The sequence below is a fragment of the Shinella sp. WSC3-e genome (genome assembly GCF_945994535.1).
GTDB lineage: Bacteria > Pseudomonadota > Alphaproteobacteria > Rhizobiales > Rhizobiaceae > Shinella > Shinella yambaruensis.
Window position 1 is genome coordinate 3,966,818 of the sequence record NZ_OZ000530.1, and the last position, 19,812, is coordinate 3,986,629.

At 64.9% G+C, this 19,812-nt stretch carries 14 protein-coding genes; 9 read left to right on the forward strand and 5 right to left on the reverse strand.

The features are described from left to right. The first annotated feature begins 203 nt into the window (after positions 1-203). A complete protein-coding gene (locus AABF56_RS19420) occupies positions 204-1,190 on the forward strand; it encodes a Gfo/Idh/MocA family protein (RefSeq protein WP_272807203.1) in 987 nt (328 codons plus the stop codon). Positions 1,191-1,331: 141 nt separating this feature from the next. Here AABF56_RS19420 and AABF56_RS19425 read toward each other — a convergent pair whose 3' ends face one another. Together AABF56_RS19425 and AABF56_RS19430 are read right to left on the reverse strand one after the other, a co-directional pair. Further along, on the reverse strand, positions 1,332-1,991 hold the full coding sequence (locus AABF56_RS19425; RefSeq protein WP_272807204.1) for a peroxiredoxin: 660 nt from the start codon (positions 1,989-1,991) through the stop codon (positions 1,332-1,334). Between the two features lie 307 nt (positions 1,992-2,298). Then, a complete protein-coding gene (locus AABF56_RS19430; protein WP_244770424.1) occupies positions 2,299-2,880 on the reverse strand; it encodes an IMPACT family protein in 582 nt (193 codons plus the stop codon). A 153-nt stretch (positions 2,881-3,033) separates the two neighbouring features. Here AABF56_RS19430 and AABF56_RS19435 point away from each other — a divergent pair, with 153 nt between their 5' ends. Continuing rightward, positions 3,034-3,222 (forward strand): hypothetical protein, encoded by a 189-nt coding sequence (locus AABF56_RS19435; RefSeq protein ID WP_244770423.1) that lies wholly within the window; start codon positions 3,034-3,036, stop codon positions 3,220-3,222. Positions 3,223-3,321: 99 nt separating this feature from the next. On the opposite strand, the gene AABF56_RS19440 is transcribed toward AABF56_RS19435, so the two are convergent. Beyond that, the gene (locus AABF56_RS19440; RefSeq protein WP_443021165.1) at positions 3,322-4,323 is read right to left on the reverse strand and encodes a glycoside hydrolase family 5 protein; all 1,002 of its coding nucleotides are present in this window, start codon (positions 4,321-4,323) and stop codon (positions 3,322-3,324) included. 316 nt (positions 4,324-4,639) lie between these two features. Here AABF56_RS19440 and AABF56_RS19445 point away from each other — a divergent pair, with 316 nt between their 5' ends. Next, positions 4,640-6,445, forward strand: coding sequence for an ABC transporter ATP-binding protein (locus tag AABF56_RS19445; RefSeq protein WP_272807206.1), 1,806 nt, complete (start codon positions 4,640-4,642; stop codon positions 6,443-6,445). Between the two features lie 223 nt (positions 6,446-6,668). Here AABF56_RS19445 and polA read toward each other — a convergent pair whose 3' ends face one another. After that, complete coding sequence (gene polA / locus AABF56_RS19450) at positions 6,669-9,656, reverse strand: DNA polymerase I (protein ID WP_272807207.1); 2,988 nt, start codon at positions 9,654-9,656, stop codon at positions 6,669-6,671. A 434-nt stretch (positions 9,657-10,090) separates the two neighbouring features. Here polA and AABF56_RS19455 point away from each other — a divergent pair, with 434 nt between their 5' ends. From AABF56_RS19455 to AABF56_RS19475, 5 genes are all read left to right on the forward strand, one after another. After that, a complete protein-coding gene (locus AABF56_RS19455; RefSeq protein WP_244770419.1) occupies positions 10,091-10,531 on the forward strand; it encodes a MarR family winged helix-turn-helix transcriptional regulator in 441 nt (146 codons plus the stop codon). Between the two features lie 117 nt (positions 10,532-10,648). After that, positions 10,649-12,040, forward strand: coding sequence for a dipeptidase (locus AABF56_RS19460; protein WP_244770418.1), 1,392 nt, complete (start codon positions 10,649-10,651; stop codon positions 12,038-12,040). Between the two features lie 196 nt (positions 12,041-12,236). Beyond that, complete coding sequence (locus AABF56_RS19465; RefSeq protein ID WP_244770417.1) at positions 12,237-13,184, forward strand: lysylphosphatidylglycerol synthase domain-containing protein; 948 nt, start codon at positions 12,237-12,239, stop codon at positions 13,182-13,184. A 101-nt stretch (positions 13,185-13,285) separates the two neighbouring features. Continuing rightward, on the forward strand, positions 13,286-13,714 hold the full coding sequence (locus AABF56_RS19470) for a BA14K family protein (RefSeq protein ID WP_398432458.1): 429 nt from the start codon (positions 13,286-13,288) through the stop codon (positions 13,712-13,714). A 206-nt stretch (positions 13,715-13,920) separates the two neighbouring features. Next, on the forward strand, positions 13,921-16,137 hold the full coding sequence (locus AABF56_RS19475; RefSeq protein WP_272807208.1) for a transglycosylase domain-containing protein: 2,217 nt from the start codon (positions 13,921-13,923) through the stop codon (positions 16,135-16,137). A 9-nt stretch (positions 16,138-16,146) separates the two neighbouring features. Here the strand turns inward: AABF56_RS19475 and AABF56_RS19480 are convergent, their stop codons facing one another. Then, positions 16,147-16,323 (reverse strand): hypothetical protein, encoded by a 177-nt coding sequence (locus AABF56_RS19480; protein WP_244770415.1) that lies wholly within the window; start codon positions 16,321-16,323, stop codon positions 16,147-16,149. 1,449 nt (positions 16,324-17,772) lie between these two features. Between AABF56_RS19480 and dnaK the strand changes: the two genes are divergently transcribed. Next, positions 17,773-19,689 (forward strand): molecular chaperone DnaK, encoded by a 1,917-nt coding sequence (gene dnaK, locus AABF56_RS19485; RefSeq protein WP_064332092.1) that lies wholly within the window; start codon positions 17,773-17,775, stop codon positions 19,687-19,689. Positions 19,690-19,812: the final 123 nt, after the last annotated feature.

Below are 19,812 nucleotides of genomic sequence, written 5' to 3' on the forward strand. Positions count from 1 at the left end.
CGCCTTTGCACGCCGTGGATCCGACTTTTTGCCGGCCGCCGCGCTTGCGAGGAACGTACCTCGCGACGAAAGCGCGTCGCGATCTTTCAGCTTCGCTCCTCGCGCTTTAGGTCGTTGATTTTTCGCATGTCGTTGCCGCAAAACCGCTGCACACTTTTGCGCGACATGCTTTAGTCTCCTGTCGCAATCAGGGAGAGATCACCATGCTGCGTTTCGGAATCCTGTCGACGGCCAAGATCGGCCGCGAACTCGTCGTGCCGGCCATCCAGGACGCGGAAAACTGCGTCATCACCGCCATTGCCAGCCGTGACCTCGCCAAGGCCCGCGCCATGGCCGACCGCTTCTCGGTGCCGCATGCCTTCGGCTCCTACGAGGAGATGCTGGCCTCGGACACGATCGACGCCGTCTATATCCCGCTGCCGACGTCCCAGCATGTGGAGTGGTCGATCAAGGCGGCGGATGCGGGAAAACATGTGCTGTGCGAAAAGCCGATCGCGCTCAAGGCCGGGGAGATCGACGCGCTGATCGCCGCGCGCGACCGCAACGGGGTGCTGATCTCGGAAGCCTTCATGGTCACCTACAGCCCCGTCTGGCGCAAGGTCCGCGCGCTGCTTGCCGAAGGCGCGATCGGCCGGCTGCGCCATGTGCAGGGCGCCTTCACCTATTTCAACCGCGACCCCGGCAACATGCGCAACGTGCCGGCGCTCGGCGGCGGCGGCCTGCCCGACATCGGCGTCTACCCGACCATCACCACGCGCTTTTCCACCGGCAAGGAGCCGGTCCGCGTGCAGGCGAGCACGGAGCGCGACCCGGAATTCGGCACGGACATCTATTCGAGCGTGCGCGCCGATTTCGGCGACTTCGAGCTCTCCTTCTACGTCTCCACCCAGCTCGCCCAGCGCCAGGTCATGGTCTTCCACGGCGACAGGGGCTTCATCGAGGTGAAGTCGCCCTTCAATGCCGATCGCTACGGGGCGGAGGAGATCGAGCTCACCAACCAGAGCCACAGCGAAAGCCAGCTCTTCCGCTTCCAGGATGCCCGCCAGTACAGGCGCGAGGCCGAAGCCTTCACCCGGGCGGCGCTCGGAGGGGACGAGGAGGTCGTATCGCTGGAAAACTCGCGCCTCAACCAGAGGCTCATCGACGCCATCTACCGCGCCAGCGAGAAGGACGGCTGGGAGCCGGTCTGAGGCAGGAGGCATCCATCTCAGCCCCGGAAACGGCGCGGCGGCCCCGCTCTTCCCTTCTCCCCGCCGGGGAGAAGGGGCAAGAGGCAACGCCTCGTTTCACACGGGCCTCCGCTGCCTGGAGGGCGGAGGCGCAATGCCGGATCAGGCGGCCGGCTGCTTCGTCTTGCGCAGGTAGGGCAGGACGGTGTCGAAGGCGCCGAAGCGGGTGATGGCGTCCTCGTTGGAGACGGCGGCGGTGATGATCACGTCTTCGCCCTGCTGCCAGTTGGCGGGCGTCGCCACCTGGTGTTTGCTGGTGAGCTGGATCGAATCGATCGCGCGCAGGATCTCCGCGAAGTTGCGGCCCGTCGTCATCGGGTAGGTGAGGATCAGCTTGATCTTCTTGTCCGGGCCGATGACGAAGACGGAGCGCACGGTGGCATTGTCGGCGGGCGTGCGGCCTTCCGACGTGTCGCCGGCGGCGGCCGGCAGCATGTCATAGAGCTTCGCCACCTTCAGGTCCTTGTCGCCGATCAGCGGGTACTCGACGTCGAAGCCCGTGGCGGTGCGGATGTCGTCCTTCCACTTGGCGTGGCTGTCGACCGGATCGACCGAGATGCCGATGATCTTCACGCCGCGCTTGCGGAACTCGCCCTCGACGCCGGCCATGGCGCCGAGCTCGGTGGTGCAGACCGGGGTGAAGTTCTTGGGGTGCGAGAAGAGCACCGCCCAGCCGTCGCCGATAAAGTCGTGGAAGCTGACCGGGCCGATGGTGGTCTCGGCGGTGAAGTCCGGAGCGATGTCGTTGATGCGCAGGCTCATGGGATCGTCCTCTCTTTCATGCGGGGATCGCAGGATAGCCCCCGCGAAAATATGTCCGAGGCGGTAGATAGAACGAAAAAAACGCCTTGCCTATAGCGGCCCGCCGTCGCCTGCCGTCCGCGCGGAAGCGCATCTTTGCGCCCTTTGCGCCGGCGGGATGAAGGCTTTCGGCGGCTTGCGGATGACGCGCCAAACCGTTCCGCGAAGCCGGCGGGAAATGGAAGGGGATTTCTTTTGACCGGAAGGGCAAATTTCCGGCCCCGGCGCCATTCCGGCAAGGGAGCGCCGCGGTTTGCGCCCGAACCGTCTACTTGCCGATCCCGGCGCGCCCGCTCGTCAGGTCCGCGATCATCCGGCCGATCTCCTCCGCCTTTTCCGCCGGCACGCGGAAGGCAAGGCGCGCGCCCCGCGCGTGAAAGGTCTCCTCGTCCATCACGAGGCCGGCAAGGGCGGAAAGCCGCGCCTTGACCAGCGCGAGATCGGAAAAGCCGAGCGAGACCGACAGCGCGACGCGCTCGACATATTCGGTCTTGGCGGCGGCGCGCAGGCAGGCGGCCGCCGTCCCGCCATAGGCGCGGATGAGCCCGCCGCTGCCGAGCAGGATGCCGCCGAACCAGCGGGTGACGACGACGAGCGTGCGGTCGAGCGCCTGGCCGTCGATCGCCTGCAGGATCGGCTTTCCGGCCGTGCCGCTCGGCTCGCCGTCGTCGCTGAAGCGGTAGGTCTGGCCGATGCGCAGGGCCCAGCAATTGTGGTTGGCCGCGGGGTCCGAGACCTCGGCCAGCCGGGCCTTCGCCTCGGCTTCGCTCTCGACGGGGCAGGCGATCGCGCGGAACCGGCTCTTGCGGATTTCCTCTTCGAACAGCTCTGTCTGGTCCAGCGTGTACAAGGCGTCTTCCCGGTGGCGTCGGGCTGCCTCGTACTCCCTCGGCGCGGTGCGTTTCAAGGGCGGAATAGAGCACCAATTCTATAGACTATTGACAGGTGCCACGATTCCGCCATGATGTTGACCGGGACGTTAAACGGAACGGGAGCCTACCGCATGATCTATCTCGGCGGCGTGACGCTTGGTTACTTCAACCTCTACCCGGTCGGCTTCCAGCCGAAGGACGAGCAATCCGCAAGCGACGACACGGCCGGCCGCGCGACGGAAGACAGGCTGCCGCTCGAGGGCAGCCGGCTCTCCTCCTCCCGCCGCCCGGTCCAGTGGCCGCTGCACGTCTTCTTCTGAGGCAGGACAGTCTCTGCTACAGGAAATCATCGATGATTTCCTGTGGTCGGGCAAAGGCAGCGGGACATGACCGCTCCGCCATCGTGCCGGAGCTGGGGGTCAGGGAAGCGCCGCGCAGGTGCCGGCCTTGGCCGGCAGTCCGCCGCCGGCGATGAGCGCGGCAAGCTGGGGCCGGTCGCCGTCGGCGGTCGGCTGGATGTTGAGCGGCTCCGTCGCCGGCCACCAGTCGCCGCCCGCCCAATAGGCCCAGCCGGTCCAGACCGCGCTTTCCTTGCCGACCAGCGCGGTCATACGGGCGAGCCCGTCGAGGCAGGCCTTGTCCGCCGCGCCGCCGAACTCGCCGAGGAAGCCGCGCTTGTTGTTGCGCTTCAGCCAGTCGGTGAAGCGCTCCAGCGCGGCCACGGCGTCGTCCGCCCGCGTGCAGGTGTCCGCCTTGCCGGAAAAATCGGCGTCGAGATACTGGTGCACCTCGTAGGCGTGGTTGTCGGCGGGGTCCTCGATGCCGAGCATGACGGTGCCGTTGGCGCCGCCCTCCCGCTCCTCTTCCCAGCTGTGCGCCCCCGTCCAGATCGTGCCGGGCACGAGCACGAGGTTCTTCGCGCCCGCATCGCGGATCGCCGCGATCGCCGCATTGGCGGAGGCGAGCCACTGCGGGGCGGATACGTCGTGCGGCTCGTTCATCAGGCCGAATTGCACGCCGCCGTCGTTCTTGTAGTCCTCGGCGAGCCGGCGCCAGAAATCGGCGAAGGCGCTGTCGGGCACCTCGGCCGAGCCGACCTGCTTGTCACCGTAATAGGCGTAGTTGTGCGGGTCGAGGATGACGGTCATGCCGGCGCCGCGCAGCGCCTTGACGGTGTCGGTGAGCCGCTTGCGCTCCGCCCTGTCGAAGCCGCGGTTCAGCCGCGGCTGCAGCCGTTCCCATTTGAAGGGGAGGCGCACGGCATTGAAACCCTTGCCGGCGAAATAGGCGATCGTTTCGGCGGACGGATAGGTATAGTCCTTGCCGAAGGTGCCGCGCCCCTCGCCGAATTCGGCGCCGGCGAGGTTCACGCCGCTGAGGCATGCCGCGCTCGCCTGAACGGGAAGAATCAGGGCCGCCATGGCCGCCACCAGTCGAAAGCGCGCCGCCGCGCCGGATAGGGATTGCACGCCTGCCTCCGTTCCGGCCGGGCGCCGGTTGGTTCCGTGGGGTATCGCACCCCGTGCTTGGGAGCCGATCAAGACGCACACGATCTTAAGGCGGTGTTAAGGCGGCCCGTCTTTTCGTGGAATGAATTGAGAGAATACGACGTCCCGGTGCCGTTTCGGCCTGCATCCGCCCAGGCATGCGGCCCGGGCGATTCCACTCCGCTGCAAAATGTTCTAGAGGCGGAGGGCCGTCCGATGGATCGGCCGGCCCCGACAACAGGTTCCTTCCATGCCCGCTCCCGAGACGTCCGCTCCCCTTTCCTCCGGCAAGCGCCATCCGCTGCGTGTTCTCCTGTCGCTCGTCAGCGACGAGAAGGGCCGCGTGATGCGGGCGGTCGCCTCGTCGGTCATCAACAAGATCTTCGACGTCATGCCGGAGATCCTGATCGGCATCGCGCTCGACGTGGTGGTGCGCGGCAAGGATTCCTTCGTGGCGCAGGTCGGCATCACCGATCCCGTGCACCAGCTCACCCTGCTCGGCATCGCCACCTTCCTCATCTGGTTCGGCGAATCGCTGTTTGAATATTTCTACCAGATCCTCTGGCGGGGCCTGGCGCAGGACGTGCAGCATCGCCTGCGCATCCTCTGTTACGACCACGCCCAGCACCTGCCGACGAGCTTCTACGAGGAGAACCGCTCCGGCGACCTCGTCGCCGTGCTGAACGACGACATCAACCAGCTGGAGCGTTTCCTCGACCGCGGTGCGAACGAGCTGATCCAGACCTTTTCCGCCGTCATCCTCGTCGGTGCGGTGTTCTTCATCGTCAGCCCGCTGATCGCCGTCATCGCCTTCACGCCGGTGCCGGCGATCATCGCCGGCGCCTTCTGGTTCCAGCGCCGGGCGCAGGCGCGCTACGATGCGGTGCGGGCGCGGGCCGGCGGGCTCGGCGCGCGGCTCACCACCAACCTGCAGGGCCTCCAGACCATCCGCGCCTTCGGGGCGGAGGCGCGCGAGACGGCGGCGCTGACGGCGGAAAGCCGCGGCTATGTCGAGGCGAACCGGGCGGCGATCCGCGTCTCCTCCGCCTTCATCCCGATCATCCGCATGGCGATCCTGTCCGGCTTCCTCGCCACCTTCCTGATCGGCGGCTGGCTGACGCTGAACGGTGAGATGCAGGTCGGCGCCTATGGCCTGCTCGTCTTCCTCACCCAGCGCCTGCTCTGGCCGATGACCGGCCTTGCCGAGATCGCCGACCTCTACGAGCGCGCCATGGCCTCGACGCGCCGCATCCTGCGCCTGCTCGACGAGCCGCGCGGCGAACCGCACGGCACGCACGAGGCAAAGGTCTCCGGCCGCTTCGAGGTCGACGGCGTCACCTTCCGCTATGCGACGAGCCCCGGCGGCGTCACCGACATCAACCTCGCCATCAAGGCGGGCGAGACGGTCGCCCTCGTCGGGCCCACGGGCAGCGGCAAGTCGACGCTGATCAAGCTGCTCGGCCTCTTCATCCGCCCGCAGAAGGGCCGCATCCTCCTCGACGGCGTGCCGCTCGCCGACTGGTCCGGCGAATGTCTGCGCAAGAGCATGGCCTGGGTGCCGCAGGAGGTGACGCTGTTTTCCGGCTCGATCGCCGACAACATCGCCTATGGCCGGCCCGGCGCGAGCCGCGAGGAGGTCGAGGCCGCCGCGCGCATGGCGGAGGCCGACGGCTTCATTCGCGACCTTCCGGACGGCTACGAAAGCCAGATCGGCGAATACGGCCAGAAGCTCTCGGGCGGCCAGCGCCAGCGCATCGCGCTCGCCCGCGCGCTGCTGATCGATCCGGCGATCCTCATCCTCGACGAGGCGACGAGCGCCGTCGACAACGAGACGGAGGCGGCGATCCAGCGCTCGCTCGCCAGGATGAAGGGCAAGCGCACGGTCATCCTCGTCGCGCACCGGCTGAGCACGGTGGTGCATGCCGACGCCATCCATGTGATGGAGGCGGGCCGGGTGATCCAGTCGGGCTCGCACGGCGCGCTTGTGGAGCGGCCGGGGCTTTATCGCAATCTCTGGAACATCCAGACGGGACATGCGGAGATCGCGGAGGCGTAGGGGTTCCTCATTTCGCTGCTGGGACTTTCTTTCCGAAGTCCGAAGGGCAATCGCAGATAGGATTCGACGTTGCCGGTGTTCCCTTCTCCCCGCGGGGAGAAGGGGTATGTCGCACGGGTTTCCCGAAACAATGCCCTTGGGAAGGAAGCTTTGCTCCTCGATCCCTTCTCCCCGCCTGCGGGGAGAAGGTGCCGGCAGGCGGATGAGGGGCCGTTCGCTGCCCTCAGTGCGCCTCGTCCCAATTGTGCGCCGCCCGTGCATCCACCTTCAACGGCACCTTCATCGCGAGCGCCGGCAGGGAGGCGTTTTCCATCACGCCGATGATGACGGGGATCGCCTTTTCCACCTCGCCGTCCTCGACCTCGAAGATCAGTTCGTCATGCACCTGCAGCAGCATGCGGGCGGAAAGGCCGGCGGCGGTGAGCGCCGGCTCCATCTTGACCATGGCGCGGCGGATGATGTCGGCGGCCGAGCCCTGGATCGGGGCGTTGATCGCGGCGCGTTCGTTGAAGGCGCGCACCGAGGGATTGGACGACTTGATCTCCGGGTAATGCGCGCGGCGGCCGAAGATGGTTTCGACATAACCGTTCTCGCGGGCGAAGGCCTTGGTCTGGTCCATGTAGTCCTTGATGCCCGGGAAGCGCTCGAAATATTTCTTGATGTAGTCGCCGGCCTCCGAGCGCTCGATGGAGAGCTGGTTGGCAAGGCCGAAGGCCGAGATGCCGTAGATGATGCCGAAATTGATCGCCTTGGCGCGGCGGCGGACCTCCGGGGGCATGCCGTCCACCGGGACGCCGAACATTTCGGACGCCGTCATGGCGTGGATGTCGATGCCGTCGGCAAAGGCCTGTTTCAGCTGCGGGATGTCGGCGACATGGGCGAGCACGCGCAGTTCGATCTGGCTGTAGTCGGCCGAGACCAGCTTGTGGCCGGGCGTCGAGATGAAGGCCGTGCGGATCTTGCGGCCTTCCGCCGTGCGCACCGGGATGTTCTGCAGGTTCGGATCGGAGGAGGAGAGGCGGCCGGTCGTCGTGGCGGCGAGCGCGTAGGACGTGTGCACGCGCTTCGTGTCGGGATGCACGAAGCCGGGCAGGGCGTCCGTGTAGGTGGATTTCAGCTTGGTGAGCTGGCGCCAGTCGACGATCTTGCGCGGCAGCGGAATGCCCTGGGCGGCGAGGTCCTCCAGCACCTGTGCGGAGGTCGACCACTGGCCGGTCTTCGTCTTGGAGGCGCCGGGCAGGCCCATCTTGCCGAACAGGATGTCGCCGAGCTGTTTCGGCGAGCCGATGTTGAAGCGTTCGCCGGCAAGGTCGTAGATCTCCTCCTCAAGGCCGGCGGCGCCCTGCGCGAGTTCGCCGGAAAGGCGGGACAGCACCTGGCGGTCGATGGTGATGCCGCGCTCCTCCATGCGGGCGAGCACCGGCACCAGCGGGCGCTCCAGCCGCTCGTAGACGGTGGTCATGCGGTTGGCGGCGAGCCGCGGCTTCAAGACGTGCCAGAGGCGCAGCGTCACGTCGGCGTCTTCCGCCGCATAGGCCGTGGCGCGGGAAATATCCACCATGTCGAAGGTCTGCGCGCCCTTGCCCGAGCCGGCGACGTCCTTGTAGGAAATCGGCTTGTGGCCGAGCCAGCGTTCGGAGAGCGTGTCCATGCCGTGCGTGCCGGCACCCGCGTCGAGCGCGTAGGACATCAGCATCGTATCGTCGAAACCCTGAACGGTGATGCCGTGGCGGCGCATGACGAGGTAATCGTATTTGAGGTTCTGCGCGACCTTCAGGACGGAAGGGTCCTCCAGCAGGCTTTTCAGCCGTTCCAGCGCCGGCCGGATCGGGATCTGCCCCTCGGCAAGGCCGCCGCCGAGCAGGTCGCCGACGCCGTTCTTGTGGTTGAGCGGCACGTAGCAGGCGCGGATGACGGTGCCCGTCGGGTCCTTGGCATTGTCGGCGATCGCAAGGGAGAAGCCGCAAAGCTCCGCCTGCATGGCGTCGAGCGAGGTCGTCTCGGTGTCGAAGCCGACGAGGCCGGTCTCGCGCGCGGCGGCGATCCAGCGGTCCAGCGTCTCGATATCCCGCACGGTCTCGTAGCCGGCATGGTCGATGGGCGCGGCCGAAAAGCGTTCGGCGCGGGCCCTGGCGAGCGCCGAGGGCGTGTCGCCATCCACGCCGGCGGTGGGCAGCAGCGTCGCGGCGGCCTCGGCCGCCGTCTCCTTGCCGTCGAGCACGAGGGTGGGGCCGGCGACGTCGCCCTTGTCGAGGTCCGGGCCATGCGCCTCGGCGCCCCATTCGACCGGCACGTCCGCCGGCGCGATGGCGCCCGCGTCGCAATCGCAGGCTTCGGCGACACGGCGCGTCAGCGTGGTGAATTCCATCGCCTTCAGGAAGGCGATCAGCCGCGGCCCGTCCTGCGGATGCAGGATCAGGTCGTCGAGCGGCGTGTCGAGCGGCGTATCGGTCTTCAGTGTCACGAGCTGGCGGGAGAGCAGCACGAGCTCGCGGTTGGCGATGATGTTCTCGCGGCGCTTGACCTGCTTGATCTCCTCGGCGCGGGCAAGCAGCGTGTCGAGGTCGCCATATTCCTCGAGGAGCTGCGCGGCGGTCTTCGGGCCGATGCCGGGAACGCCCGGGATGTTGTCGGTCGAATCGCCGGTCAGCGACTGGAGGTCGATCATCTTTGCCGGCGGCACACCCCATTTCTCGACGACTTCCGGAATGGAGATCTGCTTGTCCTTCATGCCGTCATACATTGAGACGTTCTCAGTCACGAGCTGCATGAGGTCCTTGTCGGAGGAGACGATGGTGACATCCGCGCCGTCCGCCTCCGCAAGGCGGGCATAGGTGGCGATCAGGTCGTCGGCCTCAAAGCCTTCCTTCTCGATGCAGGGCAGGTTGAAGGCGCGCGTCGCGTGGCGGATAAGGCCGAACTGCGGGATCAGGTCCTCGGGCGGTGCCGTGCGGTTCGCCTTGTAGAGGTCGTAGAGGTCGTTGCGGAAGGTCTTCGAGGAATAGTCGAAGATGACCGCGAAATGGGTCGGCGTCACGCCCACATCGGTGTTGCGCGCATCCTTCAGGAGCTTCCACAGCATGTTGCAGAAACCCGAGACGGCATTGACCGGCAGCCCGTCCGATTTGCGGTTGAGCGGCGGGATGGCGTGGAAGGCGCGGAAGATGAAGCCGGAGCCGTCGACGAGGAAGAGATGATCACCTTTTTTCATGGGGTGAATGGATAGCGCGGGCGGCTTTCCGCGTCCATCTTTCATTGCGGGCAAACAGGCCTTTCCAGGGGCCGGGAAGCCTCACACGAACGTTACCGATTTGTAATTTTCCCGGGCGCTTGAAACCCTTGAAAAGCCACATTCGAACCCACAGATATTGTTCATCGGCACCTGATCAAAGCCGTTGTCTGGCACCCGGCCTGTCCCCCGCCGCGCCAGACAAAGGACAAAGGCCTCATCCCCCTCTCCGGGCCTTTGTCCATCATTCGAAGAAGCCGCCGCGACAAGCCTCCTGTCGTCGGCGGCTTCTCGTTTCTGGGGCCGCGTCGCTGAATGGGGCGAGTGCAGGGAGAAAGGCTGGGAGCTCTCCCGCTCGCCAAAGCATCGCCTGCGATCCATTGTCTTCCGCCCAAAACCGGCTTAGCTTTCGCTTCATGGAATTTGACCGGAAGGAGTCGGCAGCGTACCTCGCCAATCTCCTGGCGAAGGCGGCGTCCCGCGCCCTTCAGGCGCGGGCGGACGGGGCCGGTTTCGCGCCCGGCCAGTTCCCGGTCCTCCTGGAGCTGTGGAGCGGCGACGGCCTCACCCAGCGCGAGCTTCTCGACCGGCTCGACATCGAACAGGCGACCATGGCCAGCACGCTCGCCCGCATGCAGCGCGACGGGCTCATCTCCCGCCGGCGCCACCCGAAGGACAGGCGGGCCCAGCTCGTCTTCCTGACGAGCCGCGGCAAGGCGCTGCGCGAGACCGCGATGGCGGCGGCCTTGGCCACCGAGGACGCGCTCTTCCGGGGCTTCCGGCGCTTCGAGCGGGAGCTGCTCCTGGAGTATATGCGCATGGTGCTCGCCAATCTCGGCCGCGATCCGCGCCTCTGATCGTCATACGATTTGCCCTGACCGAGCCGATCGGTCTAATGTCGCGCCGAAATTCATTTGATTTGCTGCATGTTGCACCGCAAGAGCGCGCCCGCACCATGTCCTGGGGGTTCATCCATGACCAACATCCTGCCCGTTCTCGATCGCGCCAGCGCCGGCGTTCCGGCCAGCCTCGAACGCCTGTTCGAGCTGGTGCGCATCAAGTCCATCTCCACCGATCCGGCCTTCAAGGCGGAGTGCCGGCGGGCGGCCGAATGGCTGGTCAAGGAGCTGCGCTCGCTCGGCTTCGATGCGACGGTGCGCGACACGCCCGGCCATCCGATGGTGGTCGCCCATCACGACGGCGCGAAGCCCGATGCGCCGCATGTGCTCTTCTACGGCCACTACGACGTCCAGCCGGTCGACCCGCTGAACCTGTGGGACCACGATCCCTTCGAGCCAGCGGTGCGCGATGCCGGCAAGGGCCGGCGCATCATCACCGGCCGCGGCACGTCGGACGACAAGGGCCAGCTCCTGACCTTCGTGGAAGCCTGCCGCGCCTACAAGGAAACGGCGGGCAGCCTGCCCTGCCGCGTCACCATCCTCTTCGAGGGCGAGGAGGAATCCGGCTCGCCCTCGCTCAAGCCGTTCCTCGAGGCCAATGCTGCCGAGCTGACGGCCGATTTCGCCCTCGTCTGCGATACCAGCATGTGGGATGCCGACACGCCGGCCATCTCCGCGGGCCTGCGCGGCCTCGTCGGCGAGGAGATCGTCATCAAGGCGGCCGACCGGGACCTGCATTCGGGCTATTTCGGCGGGGCTGCGGCAAACCCGATCCATATCCTGTCGAATATCCTCGCCGGCCTGCACGACGAGACCGGCCGCGTGACGCTCGACGGCTTCTATGACGGCGTCGAGGAAACGCCGAGCCAGATCAAGGCGGCGTGGGAAACGCTCGGCAAGACGGCCGAGAGCTTCCTCGGCGAGATCGGCCTGTCGATCCCCTCGGGGGAAAAGGGCCGCTCCGTGCTGGAGCTCACCTGGGCGCGCCCGACCGCCGAGGTCAACGGCATCACTGGCGGCTATACGGGCGAGGGCTTCAAGACGGTGATCGCCGCCGAAGCCTCGGCAAAGGTCTCCTTCCGCCTCGTCGGCAAGCAGGATCCGGCGAAGATCCGCGATGCGTTCCGCGCCTATGTGCGGGCGCGCGTCCCGGCGGACTGCTCGGTGACGTTCCATGCCCATGGCGGCTCGCCGGCCATCCAGCTTCCCTACGATTCCGCGCTGCTCGGCAAGGCGAAGAGCGCGCTGTCGGACGAATGGCCGAAGCCCGCCGTCGTCATCGGCATGGGCGGCTCCATCCCGATCGTTGGCGATTTCCAGAAGATGCTCGGCATGGAATCCTTGCTTGTCGGCTTTGCGCTGTCGGACGACCGCATCCATTCGCCGAACGAGAAATACGAGTTGCGCTCCTTCGAAAAGGGCATCCGCTCGTGGGTGCGCATTCTTTCGGCGCTCGCGGCGCGCTGACACAGATGTGATGACATGGGAGGCCAGCATTAACCGGACGGAACGGAAATGCTGGTTTCCTCAAAAGACAAGGACCGCGCGCGGACAGGCGACGACGGCCCGGACATGGGGAAAGGGTGAGAATGGCGTCAGGAAAGATTGCGAGAACACCTCGCTGCCCGGGCTGTGGGGCGCCGGCAGCAGGGGGGAAGGCGGGATGAAGCGGCTGAAAAAGTTCTTCTGGCCGCTCGTCAGCACCGCCGCGATCATCCTGTCGGTCTATATCCTCTACAAGGATCTCCGCGGCCTGTCGCTCGACGAGTTCATGGCGAGCCTCCATGCCATTCCGGTCTCCGGCTGGCTGCTGGCCTGCGGCGCCACGCTCGTCGCCTATGCGGCGCTCGCCGCCTACGACCACCTGGCGCTCGAGCATCTCGGCCATCGCATCTCGCTGTGGTTCATCACCATCACCTCCTTCACCACCTATGCGCTGTCGCACAATATCGGCGCCTCGGTGTTCTCCGGCGCGCTGGTGCGCTACCGCGCCTATACGTCGAAGGGGCTGACCGGATCGGAGGTGGGCGTCCTCGTCGCCTTCTGCTCCTTCACCTTCGCGCTCGGCACGGTCATGCTGTTCGGCCTGGTGCTGGTGCTGGAGCCGGAGATCGTCGGGCGGTTCGCCGAATTCCTGCCGATCGAGGCGGCGTTCTCGACCGGTGTCTTCATCCTGGCGCTGGTCGTGCTCTACGTGGTGGGCAGTCTCGTCGGCTTCCGGCCGATCAATACGCGCTGGCTGAAGCTGGAATATCCCAAGCCCTCGTTGGTCTTCCGCCAGCTCATCATCGCGCCGATCGAGCTGATCGGCGCGGCGGCGATCATCTATTTCGTGCTGCCGGCGGAGGGCAATCCGGGCTTCTTCGTCGTGCTCGGCATCTTCCTCGCCTCCTTCTCGGTGGCGCTGCTGTCCCATGCGCCGGGCGGCATCGGCGTCCTGGAGCTCGTCTTCATCGCCGGCCTGCCGGACATGGATCCGGCGGCGGTGCTGGCCGCGCTCGCCGTCTTCCGGCTGTTCTACCTGATCATCCCCTTCATCATGGCGCTGGTGGTCATCCTCGTCTTCGAGCGGCAGCGTTTCCTCAGCCGGCTGGGCAACGGCGAGGACTGAGGCGATGGAGAAGTTCGGTTCATCCTGCATTCAGTCGAATTGTTTCATGCTGTCATCCGTCTTGATCACTGTGAAACAGTGACAATCCAAGGGAGACCGACATGAAGACAACGATCAAGGGCGGCATTGCCGCTGCCATGGCCGTCGCCATGTTCGCCACGACATTCGTATCCGCACCGGCCTTTGCCGTGCCGATGCCGAAGGTCGGCGCTTCTCAGGCGAGCGATGTCCAGCAGGTCCAGTGGCGCGAGCGCCGCGGCTGGCACAATGGCCATCGCGGCTATCGCTACGAACGTCGCGGCTATCGCCGCCATTCGGATGGCTGGTGGTATCCGCTGGCCGCCTTCGGTGCGGGTGCGATCATCGGCGGCGCGATCGCCAATGACGGCTATGCCCGGCCGCGCTACGAGGGCATCAATCCGCGCCACACCGAATGGTGCTATGCGCGCTACCGCTCGTACCGGGCCTACGACAACACGTTCCAGCCCAACTATGGCGGCCGCCGCGAGTGCCTCTCGCCTTACTATTGAGCAAGGTAAACGTGCCTGAACGGTCTGCGCCGGCAACGACGCAGGACCGGAACGCGATATCCCGGGCGGCCCGCAAGGCCGCCCGATCTTCTCTCAAATCCCCCTCAAACTGTCGCCTGCGCGTTCACCGCTTCTTAACGACCCCTTAAATCGCCGCATTTAAGGTCCACCGGACGGCGACGTTTTCGAGGTGTATCCGACCGCTTATGGCAGCCAATCGCAAATCCCAGCGCATCGAACCGTCCTTCCGGGGATCGGGTGGGCACGACGACGAGGATGATTTCCATGTCGGCGCGGGAGATCGCGTGGCAGGCGGCGGCCGCAAGGGGCGCGGCAAGCCACCGAGGGCCGAGCGGCCGGGGCGCGGCTCCGGCGGGCGCCGGCGGGCGGCCGGCGGCGGTTTCTTCGGCCTTTTCCGCCGGCTCTTCTACTGGTGCGTCGTGCTCGGCATCTGGGGCGCCATCGGTGTCGGCGGCCTCGTCCTCTACTACGGCGCGCGCATGCCGAGCGCCACGAGCTGGTCGATCCCCGACCGGCCGCCGAACCTGAAGATCCTCGCCGTCAGCGGCGACATCATCGCCAATCGCGGCGTGACCGGCGGCGAGGCGCTGTCGCTGGAGAACATGTCGCCCTATATCCCGCAGGCCGTCATCGCCATCGAGGACCGGCGCTTCTATTCGCATTTCGGCATCGATCCGCTCGGCCTCGCCCGCGCGATGCTGACCAACATCACCACCGGCCGCATGGTGCAGGGCGGCTCGACGCTGACCCAGCAGCTCGCCAAGAACATGTTCCTCTCGCCGGAGCGCACGCTGGAGCGCAAGGTTCAGGAAGTTCTGCTCGCCTTCTGGCTGGAGCACAAATATTCCAAGGACCAGATCCTGGCGATGTATCTCAACCGCGTCTTCTTCGGCTCGAATTCCTACGGCGTCGAGGCCGCCGCGCGGCGCTACTTCAACAAGTCGGCGCGGGACGTCAATCTCGGCGAGGCCGCCCTTCTCGCCGGCCTCCTGAAGGCGCCCTCGCGCCTCTCCCCGGCGCGCGATCCGGAGGCGGCGGAAGCGCGTGCGCAGATCGTGCTCGGCGCGATGCGCGAAGAGGGCTTCGTCACCGACACCGAGATCAAGACCGCCATGTCGCAGACGCCGGCGCGGGCGAAGAGCTACTGGTCCGGCGCCCAGCATTATGCCGCCGACATGGTCATGGCCCAGCTGCCGGGCATGATCGGCGACATCACCGAGGACCTCGTCATCGACACGACGATCGACCTCGACCTCGAGAAGAAGGCCGACGAGGCGATCACCGCGCTCCTCGACAAGGAGGGCGAAAAGTCGAACGCCTCGCAGGCCGCCCTCGTCTCGATCGACGGCACCGGCGCCATCCGGGCCCTCGTCGGCGGGCGGGACTATGCGGAAAGCCAGTTCGACCGCGCCTCCAAGGCCAAGCGCCAGCCGGGCTCGGCCTTCAAGCCCTTCGTCTATGCGGCGGCGCTGGAAGCCGGCCGCTCGCCGCTTTCCGTGCGCAACGACGCGCCGGTCAGGATCGGCAAGTGGACGCCGGAGAACTACGACCAGAAATATCGCGGCGAGGTGACGCTCTCCTCTGCGCTCGCCCAGTCGCTGAACACGATTGCCGCGCAGCTCGTCATGGAGGTCGGCCCGGACGACGTTATAAAACTCGCCCGCAGGCTCGGCATCGAATCGGAGCTTCAGTCGAACGCCTCGATCGCGCTCGGCACGTCGGAGGTGACGCTGGTCGAGCTGACCGCCGCCTACGCGCCCTTCATGAACGGCGGCTACAAGGCGACGCCGCACATCATCCGCCGCATTTCGACGGCCGACGGCCGGGTGCTCTACGAGAACACCTACGACAATCCGCCGCGCGTGTTGGAACCCGGCGTCGTCTCCCAGATGAACGGCATGATGATGCGCGTCATCACCGAGGGCACCGGCAAGAACGCCCGCATTCCCGGCTGGCCGGCGGCCGGCAAGTCGGGCACGACGCAGTCCTTCCGCGACGCGCTCTTCGTCGGCTACACCAGCAACCTGACGACCGGCGTCTGGTTCGGCAACGACGACGGCAAGTCGATGAAGAAGGTGACGGGCGGCGGGCTCCCCGCGAAGGCCTGGAGCCAGTTCATGACCGCCGCCCATGAGGGCCTTGCGCCTTCGCCGCTCTTCGGCACGGCCGGCGGCGAGCCTGCCGTGGACGGGACGGAACCGGCCCCGGAAGGCGATCAGCTCTTCGACATCATCTCCCGCACGCTGGGCAACGAGCCCGCCCGCGACGGGCAGGCGATGGCGAACGGCGAGGCGGGCGCCGTTCCGCTCGACGACGGCCTTACGCCGCCCGCAGACGTCGGCCAGCAGGGACAGACCGGCACGCGCCGGACGACGCTTTTCGACGTGCTGCTGGGGGGCTGACGGTCGCGTTTATCCGAAGGCGATGACGACATTTTCCGGCTCCCTCGGGTGATCGATCCAGATCCGAATGCGCGTTTTGACGGTGGGCACCGATACGCTGGCAAACTCCGGCTCGTTGGCATCGAAGAAGACAAGCCTCTTGTCGGGCGTGTCGAGAAACCCGTCGAATGTCGGGGGCGTCGACATGGTTATTTCCGAAGCTTCTCCAACGGAAAAACTGGTGTCGCCATCATGATGCAGTCAGGAGTCGATGGAATGAATTTTTTCCCTGAGATTGTAAGGAATGTCGCGTATATCCCGGTTTGCCAGATAAATTCTGCTGTATTAAGGCAGTGATGCTGAAGCGAAGAGTAGCTATTCTAGGGTGTCCCGCCTCCTTTGAGCAGCATCTTCTCGCCAAGCGTGCCTTTCTGTCTCCAGGAGATAATAAACATGTTATGGTTATATGCAGTCATAACGTCGTGCCATTTATAAAAATATTATATAGATTAAATGTAATTTGCAATATTAGCGCCTCAGAACACTAATATATTTCTTATCCACAAGCAATAACGACATTTGAAGACTCAATTGGATGATCGAGCCAAATGCGGATTCGCGTTTTTGTTGATGGAACTGTTGTGCTGGCGTACTCAGATACTGTTACGCCAAAAACAATAAGCCGCTTGTGTGAAGTTTCGAGAAATCCATCAAATGCCGGTTCGGCTGTTTCATTCAGCTCATCGAACGGGCCGAAAGTGACATTCGTGTCTCCATGCTTCCAGTCATAGGCAGGAACGTTTATACACTGAGGCGATGCAAAGATTCCCTGTCGATCCATGTGCATTGGAATATCGACACCGGTGCGACCGGCGATATAGATACTAGATATTCTGGAGCGATTGTAAGCGTTTCAACAGACATGACCTCAATGACTTCCCTTTGATATCAAGCCGCCTTGTGATTTGCTGCACCACCAGCAGTGGGCGTTCCCGACCTCTTTGTACCACACCAATGACATCCGTACGCCCGGCCTATGCGATCAATATCCGCCTGTTCCGCTCTGGTAAGCCGCTTATTGGTTGCTGGTGCGGCAATCCACTCCTTTGCAAACGGCCCGATACCGGTCCGAGGTAATTTTAACTGGAGCGCTCGGAGCATCGCCTCCTGTGCCGTTGCTTCGTTGGCCCGTATCAGTCCCTCAACCGTTTCGTATACTTGCGGTGTGTGCGCGTTGTCGAAGACGGGAATAAATTTACCTGGAGAAAAATTTTACACTGCGTACAAGTGAAGGAAAATATTATATGTTTCCTTCCGTCGCTCTCTATCCGACACCTCCGTCCATGCCGGATGTTCTACATTTCCGGGTCTTAAGATCCCATCTCTCCGGAAGCCGCCAAGACCTCGAGCCGTTGCTTGAAACACCGGAGAGGATTGTGGTTGATTGCGGGTTGCGAGGGCGGTACACCAAGTCCATCGGACGCGCTGATTTTGCGAGCTTTGCGGCCCGGCAATGTCTTGCAGTCGTCTGGAGGGCTCCTTATATACGCCGCAAGGCAGGGCTGCGGCCCATGCTTTCGTGAAGACCATACCATTAGGGGCTGCCAATCGAATGCCTGAATGGGTTCCGGCAGTTCGCTTCAAGGAGAGAATGACATGGCTAAAGTAATCGGTATCGACCTCGGGACGACCAATTCCTGCGTCGCCGTCATGGATGGCAAGGACGCGAAAGTTATCGAAAATGCAGAAGGCGCGCGCACGACGCCTTCCATGGTCGCCTTCACCGAAGACGGTGAGCGGCTGACCGGCCAGCCGGCCAAGCGCCAGGCGGTCACCAACCCGGAAAACACCCTCTTCGCCGTCAAGCGCCTCATCGGCCGCCGCTACGATGACAAGCTCGTCGAGAAGGACAAGGGCCTCGTTCCCTACAAGATCGTCAAGGGCGACAATGGCGATGCCTGGGTCGATGCCCGCGGCAAGGGCTATTCCCCCTCGCAGATCTCCGCGATGATCCTGCAGAAGATGAAGGAAACGGCCGAATCCTATCTCGGCGAGACCGTCACCCAGGCCGTCATCACGGTTCCGGCCTATTTCAACGACGCGCAGCGCCAGGCGACCAAGGATGCCGGCAAGATCGCGGGTCTTGAAGTGCTGCGCATCATCAACGAGCCGACGGCCGCCGCGCTCGCCTACGGCCTCGACAAGAAGGACGGCAAGACCATCGCCGTCTACGACCTTGGCGGCGGCACGTTCGACATCTCGGTGCTGGAAATCGGCGACGGCGTCTTCGAGGTGAAGTCGACGAACGGCGACACCTTCCTCGGCGGTGAAGACTTCGACATGCGTCTGGTCAACTACCTCGCCGACGAGTTCAAGAAGGACCAGGGCGTCGACCTGAAGAACGACAAGCTCGCCCTTCAGCGCCTCAAGGAAGCCGCCGAGAAGGCCAAGATCGAACTCTCGTCCTCGCAGCAGACCGAGATCAACCTGCCGTTCATCACGGCGGATGCGACCGGTCCGAAGCACCTGACGATGAAGCTGACCCGCGCCAAGTTCGAAGCGCTCGTCGACGACCTCATCCAGCGCACCGTCGCGCCCTGCAAGGCAGCCCTCAAGGATGCCGGCGTTTCGGCAGCCGAGATCGACGAGGTCGTTCTCGTCGGCGGCATGAGCCGCATGCCGAAGGTGCAGGAAACCGTCAAGCAGCTGTTCGGCAAGGAGCCGCACAAGGGCGTCAACCCGGATGAAGTGGTCGCCATGGGCGCCGCCATCCAGGCCGGCGTTCTGCAGGGCGACGTCAAGGACGTCCTGCTCCTCGACGTGACCCCGCTGTCTCTCGGCATCGAAACGCTGGGCGGCGTCTTCACCCGTCTGATCGAGCGCAACACGACGATCCCGACGAAGAAGAGCCAGACCTTCTCGACCGCCGAGGACAACCAGTCGGCCGTGACCATCCGCGTCTCGCAGGGCGAGCGCGAAATGGCGGCGGACAACAAGCTGCTCGGCCAGTTCGACCTCGTCGGCATTCCGCCGGCCCCGCGCGGCATGCCGCAGATCGAAGTCACCTTCGACATCGACGCCAACGGCATCGTGCAGGTCTCGGCCAAGGACAAGGGCACCGGCAAGGAGCACCAGATCCGCATCCAGGCCTCCGGCGGTCTTTCCGACGCCGACATCGAGAAGATGGTCAAGGACGCCGAGGCCAATGCCGAGGCCGACAAGAAGCGCCGCGAGGGCGTCGAGGCGAAGAACCAGGCCGAAAGCCTGATCCACTCCTCGGAAAAGTCGCTGAAGGAATATGGCGACAAGGTTTCCGAGGCCGACCGCAAGGCCATCGAGGACGCCATCGCCGCGCTGAAGACCGCCGTCGAGGCTTCCGAGCCCGATGCGGACGACATCAAGGCGAAGACCAACACGCTCATGGAAGTCTCCATGAAGCTCGGTCAGGCGATCTACGAGGCCCAGCAGGCCGAGGAGAACGCCTCTTCTGCCTCGGGCGAGGCCGGCGACAATGTCGTCGATGCCGACTACGAGGAAGTCAAGGACGAGGACGACCGCAAGAAGTCGGCCTGAGCCTCCTGAACTGCCGGCCGCGCTCTCTCGCGGCCGGTGCAACGGATAGCGAGAAGGCGGAAGTCAGCGCGAAGGGAAAAAGACAAGATGATCACTCCCGTTTACCGCGGCGACGATGTCTTG